This window comes from Bacillus sp. FSL K6-4563 (assembly GCF_038630405.1).
Taxonomy (GTDB): Bacteria; Bacillota; Bacilli; order Bacillales; family Bacillaceae; genus Bacillus; species Bacillus pumilus.
Genome location: NZ_CP152030.1, coordinates 3,245,204 through 3,262,434 on the forward strand (window position 1 = coordinate 3,245,204; position 17,231 = coordinate 3,262,434).

Here is a 17,231-nt window from a genome sequence, read left to right on the forward strand (position 1 = left end):
ATTTGACAGCGATGAAAAAAATGATTGCGATTGATTTAGACGGTACACTTTTAAATACAAAAAGTGAAATATCTGCTCAAAACAGGGAGGCATTGATCCGCGCGAAGGAAGCGGGATATATTGTCACCATCTGTACAGGGCGGGCGACTTTTGACGTGAAGGAACTGCTTGGCGATTTGGACATCCCTATTATTGCAGCAAACGGCGGAACCGTTCATACAGAAGGTTACGAACTTTTCAGCCGTATCACACTTGACCAAGAAGCAGGAAAACGAGCGGCTCAGGCTTTAGTAGAACGAAACATTTACTTTGAGGTTTACACGGACGATGCGCTCCTCTCTCCTTTTGATGGAAAAGAGAAGCTGAAAGCAGAATTTGATGTGATCAAAAGCGCGAATCCAAATGAAGATATAGCTGATTTATGGGAAGGGGCAATGACTCAATTCAAACAATTCGGCATCAAACCAGTGGATGATATTCGTCAGGTTTTTGAGTCAAATGAAGCGACCTATAAATTACTCTGCTTCTCGTTTGATATGAATAAACTACAGGAAGCACAAGATCTCCTCGCGGAAATGCCTGAGCTTTCATTGACCTCTTCTGGAAAACATATCATTGAGGTTCTTCCAAAAGAGTCTGGAAAAGGACATGCCCTCAAAAAGCTCGCAGCTCATTACTGCGTAGACCGCTCACATATTTATGCGATCGGCGACAGCCCCAACGATCTATCCATGTTTGAGGAAGCAGGCCACCGCATTGCAATGGGGAATGCAGTCGATGTTATTAAAGAAAAGAGCACCTACATTACAAAAGGTAATCATGAAGACGGTGTTGCTTACTTTATTGATCTCCTTTTACAAAATCAATTCCACGAAAAAAAGACGCTTGTCTGATCAGCGCCTAGAGAGAAGTCTAAAAGTCCGATACGAACGTGGATCGGGCTTTTTCTTTATTTTTTAATTCGAACAGCCGTCTCATACTTATCCTTCCAGTACGTACTTGTTTTCATATTCGTAAGCACGACACCATTTGAGACGGTCATATGAATGACTTGATTTGATCCTGCATAAATGGCCGGTATCAATGACGTTCCACTAAAGAAAACGAGATCTCCCGGCTTCAGCTCCGACCGTTTCACAGGCGTACCTGCCTTGACTTGACCTGACGCATAACGAGGCAGCTCAATACCAAGCACTTCACGATACACATGCTGTGTGAACCCTGCTGTGTCAAAGCCTTGCTTTGGATTCGTCCCACCTTTGACATAAGGAACTTCTCCAATATACGTTGCGGCTTTTGAGACAATCGGGTCTTCTTTTGCTAATTTCAGCTCTGTTAATCGTTTCGCACCTGTCCATTTTTCGCGCCAATACGATTCGGACAAATAAGAAATCGTGACACTTTCCGAACGGCTCGCATGAATAAAACGGTCGCCCCCAATATACATCCCTACATGAGAAATGCCTGGCTTATATGTGTTGCTGAAAAAGACAAAATCCCCAGGACGTATATCATCTAATGCTACTTTTTCTCCAACTATCCACTGCTGTTCAGCACTTCGAGGCAAATAAATCCCTAGTGATTTTTCAAATACATATTGTAAAAAGCCTGAACAATCAAAGCCAACTTTAGGGTCTGCTGCACCAAATACATAAGGAATACCTACATATTTCATCGCATCTTTCACAAGGCGATTATCCGAGATTTCCGGTGTGCCGGGAAGTCGTTTGACTGCATAAAATCGGTCCGTCCAGTATTTGCTTTTGCTGACGTTTGTTTTCACCACACCTTGACTAAGCGTGATGTGAATGACCTGATCGTTACCAGCGTAAAATCCTACATGTGTCGGGATATCCTTTGTTTCTTCAAGGCTTCGAAAATATACAAGGTCACCTGGCTGGGCTTTGTCCCATGATACCTTTTTTCCAATCTGATACTGATCGATTACCTTCCGCGGCAAATCAAAAGCGCCTGATGTCTTGTACACATATTGCGTAAACCCTGATGCGTCAAAGCCCGTTTTTGGATCGGTTCCTCCTTTATGATAAGGTGTTCCAATCAACTTTTCCGCTTGCTGCAAAGGAGACGCTGTTTGAGCAACTGCTTCTGATTGAGTCATGAACATCAGCCCTACGAGCGCGCACCCACCAATCACTATTTCTTTCCACTTCATGACCTTTCCCCTCCTTTCTTCTATAGTTTCGGCATGACACCTAACCTTTTACACCTTTTTTCGACAAAAAAGAGCACGCAATGCGTGCCCTCTATGCTCATTAGAGTTATTTACTTGCTTCCGTTTTTGACTGTTTTTGTTGTTCGATTTTCTGCATTTCAACCGAGATCTTTTGTTTTTCATGATCTGTGAGGCTGTCACTAAATTTAAAAGCAGACATAAAGACAAAGACTAAAATTAATGCAACAAACGGCCAGCTTGCTTTTATGAATTTCATTTCTTCTCTTTCCCTCCGTTTTCTTTTAAGTGTTTAACTTTATCAGCGTGATCTACTTCAAAGAAAATGTGTCCGTCTTTTTCTTTCCAATCCGCATTCGTACCATTTGTCAGCATACGGATAATGGATTTTGATTCAAATGATCCTGCTTTAACCGGAGCAGGTGTTGCTTCTTTGATGTACATTGGGACCACTTCAAATGTCGCTTTTCCATCTTCATTCAGATGATACTGAACAAGTGCAGAATCACGTGTTCTTGACCAGCCTTGGTCAAAAATAAAGTTTCCTAAGCTATAGAAGATCGCCGTGCCGTTATAGACTTCCATTGGCTCAAGAACGTGCGGATGAGCACCGATAATGATATCAGCACCAGCCTTAGACATCGCTCTTGCCAATTCTCTTTGTCTATCGTTTACCTCATTGTTGTACTCCTGTCCCCAGTGAGCATGAACAACGACGACATCTGCCTTTTCAGCAGCCTGCGAAATCATCGGAATAAAGATAGATGGGTCGGCTGGCAAGATACCCGCCTGGCGATTCGTTGCTTTAAAATCTTTCCCATACACATCTGTAAAACCAAGTGTAGCGATTTTGACACCATTTACTTCTTTATACGAAATGTTCTGCTTCGCATCCTGAAGGTTAAGGCCTGCGCCTGTATAATCCATGTCAGCTTGTTTAAAGGCATCAATCGTTTTGTTCAGCCCTTTTTCACCATAGTCTGCCGCATGGTTATTCGCAAAGTTTAATACAGAGAAATTCAAATCCTTCAACGCTTTGACCGAATCCTCATCCGTTTTTAAATGAATATTCTTTTGCGCCGCTTGTTCCCGGTCTGATGCGACTGGATGCTCAAAGTTACCAGTCACATAATCTGACACATCAAAGTATGGCTTGGCATAGCGAAAGAGATGCTGTTTTCCATAGCGGTCGGTTACTTTCTCTACGTTTCTTCCAAACATAATGTCACCGACAAACGAAGCGGTCAGGATGTTTTCTGGATTCTTTTGTACAGTTGGCACTTTTGCTTGCCCGATAAACGTAAATAGAAATGTACAAGCAATGACGATCGGTAAAGCAATCAGTACATGTTTATTCGTTTTTTTCTTTTGGTTCTTTGTGATTTTCAGCAGCTTTTCCTGAAAGCTCAATTTTTTATTCATCATTGGACACACCTTATCTTAAAATAGATAGTAAACATACATGATGGCAAATGTTGCACCACTTAGAAGTAACGTGCTTCCAAGGGTAATCGTAAGACCTTGCTTTTGAATCGTATTTGCAATCAATCCAGGAACGATAATACCGATTCCGCGGAATTCTGCTATTTCAAATGGGACCACTGGATAGAAGAAATCAAAGACTAGCTTTAAGGCAATCCCTGTAATCAGCATCGCAGCAAACTTTCTGCGTCCGTATAAAATCATAAATTTTGAAAGACCAAAGCGAACGATGACATACGTAAGCAAGCTGACAGATAAGACAACTAAAATGAAGACTGGCTGGTTAAATACAAGCGCCAGATAACCTGGGACAACAAGTCCAGCTGGTACGATTCCTGTTTTTTCTGCAAAGATTAAACTAAGTAGAACACCTAAAATTAACGAGATATAAAGATCTGATCCGAACATTTTCTATATTTCCTCCTAGCTGACAAGCTGCTTAATTTTGTATTCTTGAATTTTTTCGATTAACGGTTCAGCGGCACCATGAATATTGCCGACTCCATAAACCACTCGATTATGAAGCTTTTTCTCAAGCATGTTCATAATTTCTTCTGTAGATTGATATTCAAGGTTGTGTAAGTGGTCAGCCGGAATTTTTCCATCCTCATATGCCTTTACAATTGGATCTGTTGTTTCACCAATTAAGACGAGATCACTTGCTTCAATATAAGGAAGTACATCCTCCGCAAACTGGATCGTTCGATCTACACGATCCGCACGGCAGTTCATGATAATAATCGGTTCATCTGTTGGATATCCAATTTCTTTCACACGCTTCCAAATATTCAATGTAGATGATGCGTCATTTGCCGCGAAACCATTTACAAAGTGTCCAGGTGTTTTCGCATCCATTAATGGAAGAATTCTCATTGCTCCTGGATCAGGTGGCGCATTTAACATTCCTCGGAATGCCGTATCTTCATCAATTCCTAATGCCTGTGCAACACCAAGTGCAAGTGAGGCATTATCTGGGAAGACCATGTACTCAAATTTCCGTAAATACTCATCAGAAATCTTGGAATTATCTGCAACAATGACTTCTGTATTGCGTTTTTTCGCAATCTCTTTAAAGAAATCCGTATATTCACTATCCGTAATAACCAAGTGTCCATTGTAAGGAATTGTCGCTGTAAAGGCTTCTGCTATTTCATCAAGTGTCGGCCCCATGACGTCCATATGATCTTCAAGAACGTTTACGATCACGCCAATATTCGCTTGAAGCAGCTCTTCCTGAAAGATGATTTGGTAATCTGGATTTACCGCCATACATTCACTGACGATGGCATTTGCTCCTCTTTCAACGGTTTCTCTCATAACTTCCTTCTGCTCACCGATATTCGGTCCTTGCGGTTTCCTTTTAATCGGTTTCTCCTCTGGCGTATCCCAATAAATCATTCTTGCATCTGTTCCCGTTGTTTTGCCGACAGTTTTATAACCTGCCTCCATTAAGATACCGGTTGTCAATCTTGTAACGGTAGACTTTCCGCGAATACCATTAATATTGACGCGCACCGGTAGGGCATCGATATTTTTCTGGTGACGCTTCTTTTCAATAAAGCCAATCCCTAACATGATGACACAGGCTATAACGATTAACCACATCGCTTATCTACATCTCCTTTTTTTATGAGTGTGATATGTAAATTCAATCAACAGTATATAGGTTCAGCATAAAATCACAATCGGTATTATGTAACATAATCTTTCACTTCCTCGTATGCCAAATTCCTCTAATCAGAAGGTGGATTGACCTAGCTCCTCTTTAAATGAAAAGGCCAAAAGACGGACAAAAATCAGCCTGAATTTCCGCTTCAATCAAGAGTAAGCGTTACCATCAAGCATCGAAAAATCTTTTGTCCTTTTCTCCCTAAATTTTTTGACAATTGTTAAGATGTATTTTGAATCAATGTTTTAAAGCCCTTTAAACTCTATAACATCAGTCGTATCAGCGCTTTAAATGAATAGTGCGTGTTTTGGAATGTTTTCGATTTTTGAAGGAACAGGTTAGAAAGTCATCCTCATCGGTCAGAACGCTACACGTTGACCTATGACAAAGGTCACCTCATAAAAAATCAAGTCATATGCTTATTTTCGGGTCACAAAAAATTGGGATAAGATGTCAACTATTGATCATTTCGAAATGCCTGCTCTTTACGATATTCGCTCCTTATGACCCACATAATGAAATATTATTCATTTGTTTTTATCAAGATTCATCATTTCTTAACATTTTTAATATGATTTTAGTTGAAAGTTGTCAGCTTATGTCATGCTTTCAACTAAGATGACGAATAAAATCGGTCTCTCCGCTCACACTATGGTTAAAAAACTGTGAGAGGAGGCTAAAGATGCCAAATACGAATGAGCAAACACGCTTACATTTTTTATCAGGCGGTTTTGAGGAAAAGATTCGAATCCTGAAGAAAGCATTTCAGCAAAGCGCCGATTTTGAATACCGGGAATTAATGGTGAATGAAACGAAATCAGTGCTGTTTTATATTAAAACAAGAGTTGAAGAAAGCAAATTAAACGACTTCATTATCGGCAACTTGCTCGGTCCTCCTGGAGAGCAGAACTATACAAAATCACTTAGTACACTCGAAACAGGAGACTTGACGCTGATTGTTGACAGCATTATTGCAGGAAGCATTGCTTTCCTTGATGAAAAATCCTCACAGATCAAAATATTTGCCGTTGGACAGCCGCCGCTGCGTTCCATTTCTGAACCTTCTTCTGAAAGTATTATTGCAGGCGCACATGATGGGTTTGTTGAGAGTTTAGATACCAATTTATATTTACTGCGGTCACACTTAAATGATCGAAAACTTGCGATCCAGTATCATAAGATCGGCACAAAATCTGAAACAAAGGTTGCGACAGTTTATATTTCTGATATAGCCAATCAAGAAAAGATAGATGAGGTCAACAGACGAATTTCTTCCATTAAAGTAGACACGCTGCTCAGCCCCGGTTCTATTGTAGAAGCGATTGAGGATGATTCATATTCCATCTTCCCGCAGCTCATTGATACAGAACGACCTGACAAAGTGAGATCCGCCATTCTTGAGGGGAGAATTGTTGTGCTGATGGATGGCAGTCCAATGGCTATCATTCTGCCTATTACGTTCTTTAGCTTCTTTCAATCACCAGATGACTACAATAGTCGCTGGATTCCAGCTACGTTTATTCGTATTCTTCGTTATATTGCCTGTATCATCGCTGTGATTTTGCCTTCTTTTTATATTGCGGTCATCGGCTTTCATTATGAGGTAGTCCCGGATGAATTAGCGATTACGATGAAAAATTCCATTATCGGCATTCCTTTTCCGCCTTTAATAGAAGCTATGCTGATGGAGATTACGATTGAGCTCATACGCGAAGCTGGGGTGCGTCTGCCAAAACCAATTGGACAGACCATTGGTATCGTAGGAGGTTTGGTCATTGGGGATGCGGTAGTAAAAGCAGGACTCATTTCGAATGTTCTTATCGTTGTGGTCGCCGTGACTGCTGTTGCTTCCTTTGTTCTTCCTTCGTTTGAAATGACGTCTACCATCAGGATGCTGCGTTTTCCGCTCATGTTCATGGCTTCAATGTTTGGGTTTATTGGCATTTCATTCGGCCTGTCGATCGTCCTGATGAATTTATGTCGCCTTGAATCACTAGGTGTCCCGTACTTATCTCCAGTAGCTCCATTTAACTGGCAGGACTTAAAAGACACTGTGATTCGATTACCGATGTGGATGTATAAAAAGCGCCCTGTTTACTTAAATCCAAAAAAGAAAGAGCAAATTGAAAATTTGAGAGGATGGAAAAATAAAGATGAAAAATAAAATATCTCCACCTCAAGCTGTCTTTTTTATCATTCAATCTCAAATTGGTGTCGGTATTTTAGCCCTGCCTCATTTGCTTATGAAAGATATGGGGCATGATGGCTGGATGGCTATCATTTTGGCCTGTTTTTTTATCCAAATCATCAATACCATTTTTATATATATCATTCACAAATATCCTGAGACATCATTTTTCGAGGCGTTAATTGAGGTTTTTGGAAAATGGATTGGGCGAATCTTAGTGGCTCTTTATACAATTTATTTCGCCTCAGTCTGTATTGTCGTTCTATCTATTTTCACGAGAATTCTGGGTATATGGGTTTTACCACTTACACCTAATTGGGTCATCAACCTACTACTCATGATATCCATCCTTTACATCGCGAAGGAACAAATTACAGCGATTGTCAGATTCAACTTTATTCTGACTCCTTTTTTACTCTTGTTGTCTCTCATCATGCTGTATTCATTAAAAGGAACCAATATCGACTACCTTATGCCCTTTTTCCAAACGGACTTCTCTCAATTTCAGCTTGGTTTGAAGGATGTTGTATTATCTATGAATGGATTTGAGATGATTCTGATCATCTCTCCACTGATGAAAGGCACCATTAAAGCGCGATACAAGGTCATGACCATTGCCAATATATGCACGACACTTTACTACCTATTTATCACAGTGATTTGTTTTATGTTTTTCAGCCCAATTGAACTTAATATCATTCCGAATCCAGTTCTTTATCTACTAAAAACCATTTCGTTCGGTGTGATTGAGCGGACGGATTTAATTTTTCTTAGTTTCTGGGTATTTGTCATTTTAGCCACACTCAGTAACTATCTCTACTTCTGTGCAAATGGCGTAGCAAGTATTCTCAAGAAAAAAGACCACAAAAAATACGTCTTTTATTTTGCCATTTTGATCTATGCGGCTAGCTGCTATCTTGCAACCGATAATTTTAGAATTCAACGCTTTAATGACTTTACCACCATTGCGCAATATTCATTTATTTACACACTCCCGATCTTTATGGCCATTATCATCTTTTTCAAACATCGTAAAGGGAAGGTGAAATCACATGCGTCATAAATACATACTGACTTTGCTCATATGTGTGTCTCTCATATTTATGCCTGGCTGCTGGGATCAAAATTTATTAAAGAATATCTCTCTTGTTTTAACCTCTGCCGTTGATCAAGGAGAGGATGACAATGCGAAATACTCGATTACTTATCGAAAGGTTCAGCAGTCTCAAAGTATGGAGCAAGGAAATACAGGCAGCTTTTTAACCACTCTTCTCACAACGGAAGCACCTACTTTAAGAAAAGCAAGAACCAACTTCAGCCGGATTGTGGATCAAAAAATAGACATGTCGAAAATGCGGGTGATGCTGATCGGTGATGAATTTGCCCAAAATCGTCTTCTGCCCTACTTAGATATGTTTTATCGTGATCCGAAAAGCCCCCTCCTCGCAAATCTTGCCGTTGTTCAAGGGGGGACCTGTGAAGAAGTGATTAACTCGCTGCTGAAGGAAAAGCTCATTGTGAGTGACTATTTAAATAACTTGATCACAACCGCATCACGCTCCTCCCAAGTAGCACCTAAAAACATGCAAAGTATTCGATCTAAAATGCTCCAAACTGGAGAGGACTTCACATTGCCCTTAATCCATTTTGATCAATCGAAGAAATTAATCAGTGTAAAAGGTGTTGCCCTATTTGATAATGAGAAAAAGAAAGGCGAGTTGTACGGTCAAGATGCGATCTTGCTCACCGTCATGGACGGAAAAATGGGCAAGTATGCCAACTTCACAAAAAAAGTGAGAAGTGACATGAAGTCAAAAGAAAACAATTACATCACCATCCAAGTCACTGATGTGAAGAGAGACATCGATATTCTGAATCCTGATCATCGAAACTTAACATACTCACTCAAATTTGAATTTAATACTTCTGTCCTTGAGTACCCAAAGGATAATCTAGATACAGACAAAAAAATTGAAATGCTGAACAAAAGACTTTCAACCATCTTGACAAAAGAAGCAGAAAAAATTATTGCTACATTACAAGAAGCAAATTCTGACGTCTTAAGCCTCGGCAGAAAATATAGAGTGAGACATTATGATGAGTATATAAAAATGAATTGGGTCACCGATTATCCAAATGTAAAAATCATCCCAAAAGTAAAAGTCAATATTACACAAACAGGGATTATTAGTTAAGAAAAGGAAGAAGTGATCTTTCTTTTCTTTTTTTATTTTTTTAAGATTGTCATTTAAAAGCTTTCGTGATAATCTATTTGTGTAAACGGTTACACACCAACGAAGGGAGGCACTCCATTGGCTACCATTAAAGATGTTGCAAAAGCTGCACAAGTGTCTGTTGCCACTGTGTCTCGCGTGCTTAACGATACTGGATATGTCCATACAGATACGAAAACCCGTGTGACACAAGCGATGCAGGAGCTGAACTACTTTCCCAATGAAGTGGCTAGATCCCTTTTCAAAAGAGAATCCCGCTTAATCGGTTTGATCTTGCCTGATATCACAAACCCCTTCTTTCCTCAGCTTGCTAGAGGCGTAGAGGATGAGATTCATGCGCAAGGTTTTCGGTTATTATTCGGAAACAGTGATGAAGATCGAGAAAAGGAATTGGCTTATTTACAAACCTTTAAACAAAATCAAGTAGTCGGTGTCATCGCTGTCACAAACGAACCTGAATCAGATATATACAATGATGATGAATTGCCGGTTGTGTTCTTAGATCGAACCGTTCCACATGCACCTTCTGTATCTGCAGATACTGCAGCTGGCGGGAAAATGGCTGCAATGGAATTAATCAGGCGCGGCAGCCGGCAGATCACACTGCTGAAAGGACCTGCCCATCTTCAAACAGCGAGGCAGAGATTCAAGGGTGCACTCGATGTACTAACCGAAAAGGGTGTCGACTTCCATGTGATGTCTAATGCTTCGTTTTCTTTTCAAGAAGCCCGAAAAAGTGCCAAGGCTCTTTTTCAGCTGTACCCTGAAACAGATGGCATCATTGCCAGTAATGACATTGTCGCAACAGCGGTCATACACGAAGCACTTCGGATCGGAAAAGCCGTTCCAGAGGAAGTTCAAATCATTGGGTTTGACGATATTCCGCAAAGCGAGCTGCTCTTCCCTTCCCTATCGACAATTAGGCAGCCTGCCTATGAGATGGGAAAAGAAGCGGCGCAGCTGTTAATTAAAGCGATTCAGAAACAACCTATAGATCAACCAGTTATTCAAATGCCCGTCTCTTTTATTGAACGAGAGACCACAAGAAAGGTGGATTCACAATGAGTCATATTGTCGTAGTAGGAAGCTGTTCAATGGATTTAGTCGTCACTTCGGATAAACGGCCAAATGCCGGTGAAACAGTGTTAGGCGAATCATTTAAAACCGTCCCAGGCGGAAAAGGCGCCAATCAAGCAGTCGCCAGTGCCAGACTCGGTGCTGATGTATACATGGTCGGCCGGGTCGGTGATGACGCTTATGGTCAAGATATTCTCAGCAATCTACAAGACCAAGGGGTCCGCACCTCATATATGAAACCGGTTACCGAAATGGAAAGCGGCACGGCTCATATCATTTTAGCGGAAGGTGATAACAGCATTGTCGTGGTCAAAGGGGCAAATGACGAGGTCACTCCTGACTATGTAAGAGAAGCACTTTCTACAATAGATGATATTGGAATAGTGCTCATTCAGCAGGAGATACCTGAAGAAACGGTCGAAGCTGTCTGCGCCATTTGCAGCGAAAAAGAAATCCCTGTGATTTTAAACCCTGCACCTGCCCGCAAAGTATCGCAGCAAGTTTTAGACCAGGCTGCCTACATTACACCGAATGAGCACGAGGCTGTTCTCATGTTTAACGGACTCCCAATTGAAGACGCCTTGCGTCAATATCCTAACAAATTACTGATTACAGAAGGGAAAAATGGGGTTCGATATTTTGACGGATTGAAAGAAGTGCTCGTCCCAGGATTTCCAGTCGAAGCAGTAGATACAACAGGAGCAGGCGATACCTTTAACGGAGCCTTGGCTGTCGCCTTAACAGAAGGCAAATCTCTCTATGACGCACTTGCATTCGCTAACCTTGCAGCATCAATGTCTGTCACCAAGTTCGGTGCACAAGGCGGCATGCCAACAAGAGAAGAACTGGAGAGAAAAAAATGAAAAAAAACGGCATCTTAAACAGTCATATCGCCAAGGTACTTGCTGACCTTGGTCATACAGATACAATCGTCATCGCAGACTGCGGCCTGCCTATTCCAGAAGGTCCATTCAAAATCGACCTGGCACTATCAATCGGCACACCGTCCTTTCAGGAGGTCACCTCCCTCCTTCTTCAAGAAATGGCGGTTGAACACATTACTGTAGCTAGTGAAATCAAAGAAGCCAATGAGCGAGATCATCTATTTCTAAAGAAAGCGTTCTCACAGCCATTACATGATGTAGACCACGAGACGTTTAAAGATATGACCAAACAGGCAAAAGCAGTCATTCGCACGGGTGAAGCCACCCCATACGCAAACTGCATTCTTCATGCCGGTGTCATCTTTTAAAAGGAGGAGCCAGATATGAACATTGAGATGCATAACATCCATAAGGCCTTTGGAAAAAACACCGTTCTTTCCGGGGTCTCCTTTGACCTCGTCACAGGTGAGGTCCACGCGCTCATGGGTGAAAATGGCGCAGGAAAATCAACTTTAATGAACCTGCTCACAGGTCTTTATTCATTAGACCAGGGAACGATTCAAATCGACGGAAAAGAAACCGCTTTCAAAAATCCGAAGGAAGCGGAACAACACGGCATCGCCTTTATTCATCAAGAGCTCAACATATGGCCAGATATGACCGTCTTGGAAAACCTATTCATCGGGAAAGAAATCTATACGAAATTTGGATTGCTAGACACAAAGAAAATGAAGGTTCTTGCCCAAAGCCAGCTGGACCGATTGTCTGTGAACCTCTCGCTTGATCAAGAGGCAGGCAGCTGCTCTGTTGGACAAAAACAGATGATTGAGATTGCAAAGGCATTAATGACGGAAGCGAAGGTCATCATCATGGATGAGCCAACAGCAGCTCTTACAGACCGTGAGATTGAAAAGCTCTTTCAGGTCATTGAATCTCTCAAAAAGGAAGGCGTATCCATCGTCTATATTTCTCACCGTATGGAGGAAATTTTTGCGATCTGTGACCGGATTACCATCATGCGCGATGGGAAAACGGTCGATACGAAAGCCATACCTGAAACAAATTTCCATGAGGTCGTCAAAAAAATGGTCGGCCGCGAATTAACAGATCGATACCCTGAGAGAACGCCTTCTCTAGGAGATACTATCCTTGAGGTGAAGCAAGCGACAAGAAAAGGACAATTTCAAGATATCAATTTCTCCGTTAAAGCTGGAGAAATCGTCGGTGTTGCAGGCTTAATGGGCGCTGGCAGGACCGAAATGATGCGGTCACTGTTTGGTCTTGATCCTCTTGATCAAGGGGAAATCTGGGTTCATGGGAAAAAGGCTATCATTAAAAAACCAAGTGATGCTGTCAAGCTCGGCATCGGCTTTATCACAGAGGATCGCAAAGATGAAGGACTCATGCTGGATGCATCCATTCGAGAAAACATTGGTCTGCCAAACTTAGAAAGCTTCTCTCCAAAGGGACTAATCGATAAGAAAAACGAACAGGATTTTGTTGACCTGCTCATCAAAAGATTGACGATTAAAACGGCTTCCTCTGAAATCTCTGCTCGAAGTCTCTCTGGTGGAAATCAGCAAAAAGTCGTCATCGCCAAATGGATCGGCATCCAGCCGAAGGTCTTGATTTTAGATGAACCGACAAGAGGTGTCGATGTCGGAGCGAAACGAGAAATCTACCAGTTAATGAATGAACTGACTGATCGAGGTGTTGCCATTTTAATGGTCTCCTCTGAGCTCCCAGAAGTTCTAGGGATGAGCGATCGAGTGCTTGTCATTCATGAAGGAACCATCAGCGGAGAATTAAATAAAGCAGACGCAACACAAGAACGAATTATGACACTAGCTACAGGAGGGAAGTAACATGAAACCACTTACTTCAAATGGACGATTTGACAACATCATGCAAAAGCTTGGGCCATTCTTAGGACTCATCATCCTTGTCGCCATTGTTTCTATTTTAAACCCGGCCTTTTTAGAGCCATTAAACATCTTAAACTTACTGAGACAAATCTCCATTAATGCCCTCATTGCCTTTGGAATGACGTTTGTTATTTTAACCGGAGGAATTGATTTGTCTGTCGGTGCCATTTTAGCACTTTCTAGTGCGCTGACTGCCGGATTTATCGTGTCTGGTATGGACCCGATTTTAGCTATTATCGTTGGCTGTATCATCGGCGCTATTCTTGGGATGGTCAACGGTCTTTTAATCACAAAAGGAAAAATGGCTCCTTTTATCGCAACACTTGCCACGATGACGATTTTCAGAGGATTAACACTTGTTTATACAGACGGAAACCCAATTACCGGACTCGGTTCTAACTATGCCTTTCAGTTATTCGGACGCGGGTATTTCTTAGGCATTCCTGTTCCAGCGATCACGATGCTTCTCACCTTTATCGTGCTTTGGGTGCTGCTTCATAAAACACCTTTCGGCAGAAGAACATATGCCATCGGCGGAAATGAAAAAGCTGCGCTTATTTCAGGAATCAAAGTACCACGCGTAAAAATTATGATCTATTCATTGGCAGGTTTCATGTCTGCTTTAGCAGGTGCCATTTTAACCTCTCGCCTAAACTCAGCTCAGCCAACAGCTGGTACGTCCTATGAGCTTGATGCGATTGCTGCTGTTGTACTTGGCGGGACAAGCTTGTCTGGCGGAAGAGGACGAATTGTCGGCACACTGATCGGGGTGCTTATCATCGGTGTCCTGAACAACGGTATGAACTTACTTGGTGTATCATCATTCTATCAATCTGTTGTGAAAGGGATTGTCATCTTGATTGCAGTCCTACTAGACAGAAAGAAATCTGCTTAAGGAGGCAGCTGCTATGAAAAAATATCTCATTCTCATTCTGACTCTCTCATTGTTCATGCTTTCTGCCTGCTCGCTAGAACCGCCAGAGTGGGCCAAATCAACAAAAGATGGGAAGAAAAAAGACATCAAAATCGGTCTCTCGATCTCGACCTTAAACAATCCATTCTTCGTTTCTCTTAAAAACGGGGTGACGAAAGAAGCGAAAAAGCTTGGCATCGAAGTCGTCATTGCAGATGCTCAAAATGATTCAGCAAAACAAACAAGTGACGTAGAAGATTTAATTCAGCAAGGGGTCGACGCATTGCTTATCAACCCAGCGGACTCGTCTGCCATCTCAACTGCTGTTGAATCAGCGAATGCTTCAGATATTCCTGTCATCACATTAGACCGTTCAGCTGAAAGCGGTAAAGTAGAAGCACTGGTTGCTTCAGATAACGTCAAAGGCGGCGAAATGGCAGCCAACTTTATTATCGACAAGGTTGGAAAAGGCGCTAAAGTCGCTGAATTAGAAGGTGTACCAGGCGCTTCCGCTACACGTGAACGCGGAAAAGGATTCCATCAAATAGCAGATAAAGATCTAAAAGTGACAGCAAAACAAGCGGCTGACTTCGACCGGACAAAAGGGTTGAACGTCATGGAAAACCTCCTTCAAGGAAACCCTGACATCAAAGCCGTTTTTGCCCACAATGATGAAATGGCGCTTGGCGCACTAGAGGCGATTCAAAGTTCTGGGAAAGACATTCTTGTCGTTGGCTTTGACGGAAACGAAGATGCACTCAGCTCGATCAAAGCAGGAAAGCTCTCTGCAACAGTTGCGCAGCAGCCAGAGCTGATCGGAAAACTAGCAGTCGGTGCTGCAAGCGACGTCTTAAAAGGGAAAAAGGTAGAAAAGAACATCGCAGCTCCACTGAAACTAGAACAGAAAAAATAAACACAAAACCCCCGACTTCCCTCGGGGGTACAGATGGTTGACAAAGGGCTTTAGTCCTTTGTCTTCTTTTCATTTCATTCTGGTCTTTTCAGCACAAATGACGTCCCTAAATGGGCGTAATCATTTCCCGCTAAACGTGCGACTGGCTTTAGTTCATGAGTCGAAACATACCCTTTTTCTGCATCATACACAGCCTCATCTAAATGCGCACACACAACCCGGCCAATGATATGATCGACCGTGATCTCCCCTTCATCATTTTGAAAGGTGAGATGCTTTTCAAGCTGACACTCAAAGCGAATACGCGCTTCCTGAATGCCCGGCACTGACACGACATGACTCTTTACTTGATGAAGACCGGTTCGATCCAGCTCACTCTCATCCTGTGGCAGCGTAGCAGCTGTTTCATTAATATCTTCTATTATCGTTTCATCACTCACATGGACCACAAATTCTCCTCTGTCAATCATATGCTGCGCTGTGTCTTTCATCTGACCTTCGCGTCGTCCGATAGAAACTGCGAGGAGCGGCGGGTGTCCGCTGATGACATTAAAGAAACTAAACGGTGCGGCATTGACAACATGTTCTTTAGACAGACTTGTAATAAACGCAATCGGTCTTGGAACGATAGAACCAGATAATAATTTATAAGCCTCTTTTCGTGACAGCTGATCCATTAGCAATGTAATCAATTCAGGTACGCCTCCTTTGAATGTAACGACATCATACCATACCTCTTTTTCTATGCCTCTGATTCAGGCTCGGTGCGATGCAGGATATGGTGGACAAGATGAAATAAAGCAGGATTATGATTTTCTCGTCTATAGGAAATCGTCCATTCTGCCAGAAGCTGTTCACCTTCAATGGACCGATACACAACATCTAGATTAAATAAACGCCGGGCTGATTTCGGAATGACCGCAATGCCGATACCAGCTGTGACAAGGCCAATCACCATTTGATATTCAGCCGCTTCCTGTACAATATTCGGAGAAAACCCGTACTTTTCACATAGCAGGACAAAGTGTTGATAAAGGGACGGCCATGATTCCTGTGATAAAGAAATAATCGGCTCATGACGAATATCTTCGATCGTGACCGCCTCTTTTTTCGCCAGCGGATGATTTTTCGGAATCGCAAAAATACATTCACTTTGCTTCATCAAACGGCTGACCAGTTCTTCATGAGGAGATGTAGGATGTAAAAAACCGATATCAATCTCCCCATTTAAAAGCGCTCCTAGCTGCTGCGGAACAGAAAGCTGCTCCAGCTCAATACTGACAGAGGGATACAGCTCTCTGAATTCGCGTACAACTGGCGGCAGAATATCATACGTCGCTGTTCCAACAAACCCTATGATGATTTTTCCCAGCTCTCCTCTTGCTGTATGCCGGGCATGATCAACGGCTTTATCAAGCTGATGCAGCACACCACGCACCTCATGTAAAAAGACCTTTCCAGCAGCTGTTAGCTCCACCACTCGCTTCGACCGGTGAAACAAAGGAAACCCCAATTCTTCTTCAAACTGCTTAATTTGCTGACTAAGTGGCGGCTGTGTCATATTCAACCGTGCGGCTGCTCTGCCAAAATGCAGCTCCTCCGCTACTGTGACAAAGTACTGCAAATGTCTCAGTTCCATCCTTTCACTCCTCGCACACTTATTCGTGAAACATATTAAAACCACGTTAAACAGATATTGGAAATTTTCCATTTTGAAATGTATAGTAAATCATATCATGAAAATATATTTTCATA

General features: G+C 42.1%; 17 protein-coding genes. 10 read left to right on the forward strand and 7 right to left on the reverse strand.

Annotated elements, in window-relative coordinates; genetic code table 11:
- The first annotated feature begins 11 nt into the window (after positions 1-11).
- Positions 12-893, forward strand: a complete 882-nt coding sequence (locus MHH54_RS16520) for a Cof-type HAD-IIB family hydrolase (RefSeq protein ID WP_197699515.1) — start codon at positions 12-14, stop codon at positions 891-893.
- Between the two features lie 56 nt (positions 894-949).
- Here MHH54_RS16520 and MHH54_RS16525 read toward each other — a convergent pair whose 3' ends face one another.
- The 5 genes from MHH54_RS16525 to pgsB form a co-directional block, all read right to left on the reverse strand.
- Positions 950-2,173, reverse strand: coding sequence for an NlpC/P60 family protein (locus MHH54_RS16525; protein WP_342500445.1), 1,224 nt, complete (start codon positions 2,171-2,173; stop codon positions 950-952).
- A gap of 106 nt (positions 2,174-2,279) precedes the next feature.
- A complete protein-coding gene (locus tag MHH54_RS16530) occupies positions 2,280-2,450 on the reverse strand; it encodes a hypothetical protein (RefSeq protein ID WP_165840213.1) in 171 nt (56 codons plus the stop codon).
- Positions 2,447-3,613, reverse strand: a complete 1,167-nt coding sequence (locus MHH54_RS16535) for a CapA family protein (protein WP_034620154.1) — start codon at positions 3,611-3,613, stop codon at positions 2,447-2,449. Before MHH54_RS16535 ends, MHH54_RS16530 begins: the two co-directional genes overlap by 4 nt.
- 18 nt (positions 3,614-3,631) lie before the next feature.
- A complete protein-coding gene (gene pgsC / locus MHH54_RS16540; RefSeq protein WP_012011488.1) occupies positions 3,632-4,081 on the reverse strand; it encodes a poly-gamma-glutamate biosynthesis protein PgsC in 450 nt (149 codons plus the stop codon).
- 15 nt (positions 4,082-4,096) lie between these two features.
- On the reverse strand, positions 4,097-5,278 hold the full coding sequence (gene pgsB, locus MHH54_RS16545; protein ID WP_012011489.1) for a poly-gamma-glutamate synthase PgsB: 1,182 nt from the start codon (positions 5,276-5,278) through the stop codon (positions 4,097-4,099).
- Positions 5,279-6,024: 746 nt separating this feature from the next.
- Here pgsB and MHH54_RS16550 point away from each other — a divergent pair.
- The 9 genes from MHH54_RS16550 to rbsB all read left to right on the forward strand — a co-directional run bounded on the left by MHH54_RS16550 (position 6,025) and on the right by rbsB (position 15,476).
- Positions 6,025-7,506 carry a spore germination protein gene (locus MHH54_RS16550; RefSeq protein WP_342500446.1) on the forward strand — a complete coding sequence of 494 codons (1,482 nt, stop codon included), beginning with the start codon at positions 6,025-6,027 and terminating at the stop codon, positions 7,504-7,506.
- Positions 7,496-8,593 (forward strand): GerAB/ArcD/ProY family transporter, encoded by a 1,098-nt coding sequence (locus MHH54_RS16555; protein WP_226804235.1) that lies wholly within the window; start codon positions 7,496-7,498, stop codon positions 8,591-8,593. The genes MHH54_RS16550 and MHH54_RS16555 overlap by 11 nt, the downstream gene beginning before the upstream one ends.
- Positions 8,583-9,725: a Ger(x)C family spore germination protein gene (locus MHH54_RS16560; protein ID WP_342500447.1), complete on the forward strand. Its 1,143-nt coding sequence runs from the start codon at positions 8,583-8,585 to the stop codon at positions 9,723-9,725. The genes MHH54_RS16555 and MHH54_RS16560 overlap by 11 nt, the downstream gene beginning before the upstream one ends.
- Positions 9,726-9,842: 117 nt before the next feature.
- Positions 9,843-10,829 carry a LacI family DNA-binding transcriptional regulator gene (locus tag MHH54_RS16565; protein ID WP_342500448.1) on the forward strand — a complete coding sequence of 329 codons (987 nt, stop codon included), beginning with the start codon at positions 9,843-9,845 and terminating at the stop codon, positions 10,827-10,829.
- Entirely contained in the window at positions 10,826-11,704 is an 879-nt protein-coding gene (gene rbsK / locus MHH54_RS16570; RefSeq protein ID WP_106030105.1) for a ribokinase, read from the forward strand. Before MHH54_RS16565 ends, rbsK begins: the two co-directional genes overlap by 4 nt.
- Positions 11,701-12,093, forward strand: coding sequence for a D-ribose pyranase (gene rbsD / locus MHH54_RS16575; RefSeq protein ID WP_268494119.1), 393 nt, complete (start codon positions 11,701-11,703; stop codon positions 12,091-12,093). The genes rbsK and rbsD overlap by 4 nt, the downstream gene beginning before the upstream one ends.
- Before the next feature lie 15 nt (positions 12,094-12,108).
- Positions 12,109-13,590, forward strand: a complete 1,482-nt coding sequence (locus tag MHH54_RS16580) for a sugar ABC transporter ATP-binding protein (RefSeq protein WP_342500449.1) — start codon at positions 12,109-12,111, stop codon at positions 13,588-13,590.
- Between the two features lies 1 nt (position 13,591).
- Positions 13,592-14,545 carry a ribose ABC transporter permease RbsC gene (gene rbsC / locus MHH54_RS16585; RefSeq protein ID WP_003215300.1) on the forward strand — a complete coding sequence of 318 codons (954 nt, stop codon included), beginning with the start codon at positions 13,592-13,594 and terminating at the stop codon, positions 14,543-14,545.
- Between the two features lie 13 nt (positions 14,546-14,558).
- Complete coding sequence (gene rbsB, locus MHH54_RS16590) at positions 14,559-15,476, forward strand: ribose ABC transporter substrate-binding protein RbsB (RefSeq protein ID WP_003215132.1); 918 nt, start codon at positions 14,559-14,561, stop codon at positions 15,474-15,476.
- Positions 15,477-15,550: 74 nt separating this feature from the next.
- Here the strand turns inward: rbsB and MHH54_RS16595 are convergent, their stop codons facing one another.
- Together MHH54_RS16595 and alsR are read right to left on the reverse strand one after the other, a co-directional pair.
- Entirely contained in the window at positions 15,551-16,153 is a 603-nt protein-coding gene (locus MHH54_RS16595) for a flavin reductase family protein (protein WP_268494144.1), read from the reverse strand.
- 65 nt (positions 16,154-16,218) lie between these two features.
- Positions 16,219-17,115: an acetoin biosynthesis transcriptional regulator AlsR gene (gene alsR / locus MHH54_RS16600; protein ID WP_065097893.1), complete on the reverse strand. Its 897-nt coding sequence runs from the start codon at positions 17,113-17,115 to the stop codon at positions 16,219-16,221.
- Positions 17,116-17,231 lie beyond the last annotated feature (116 nt).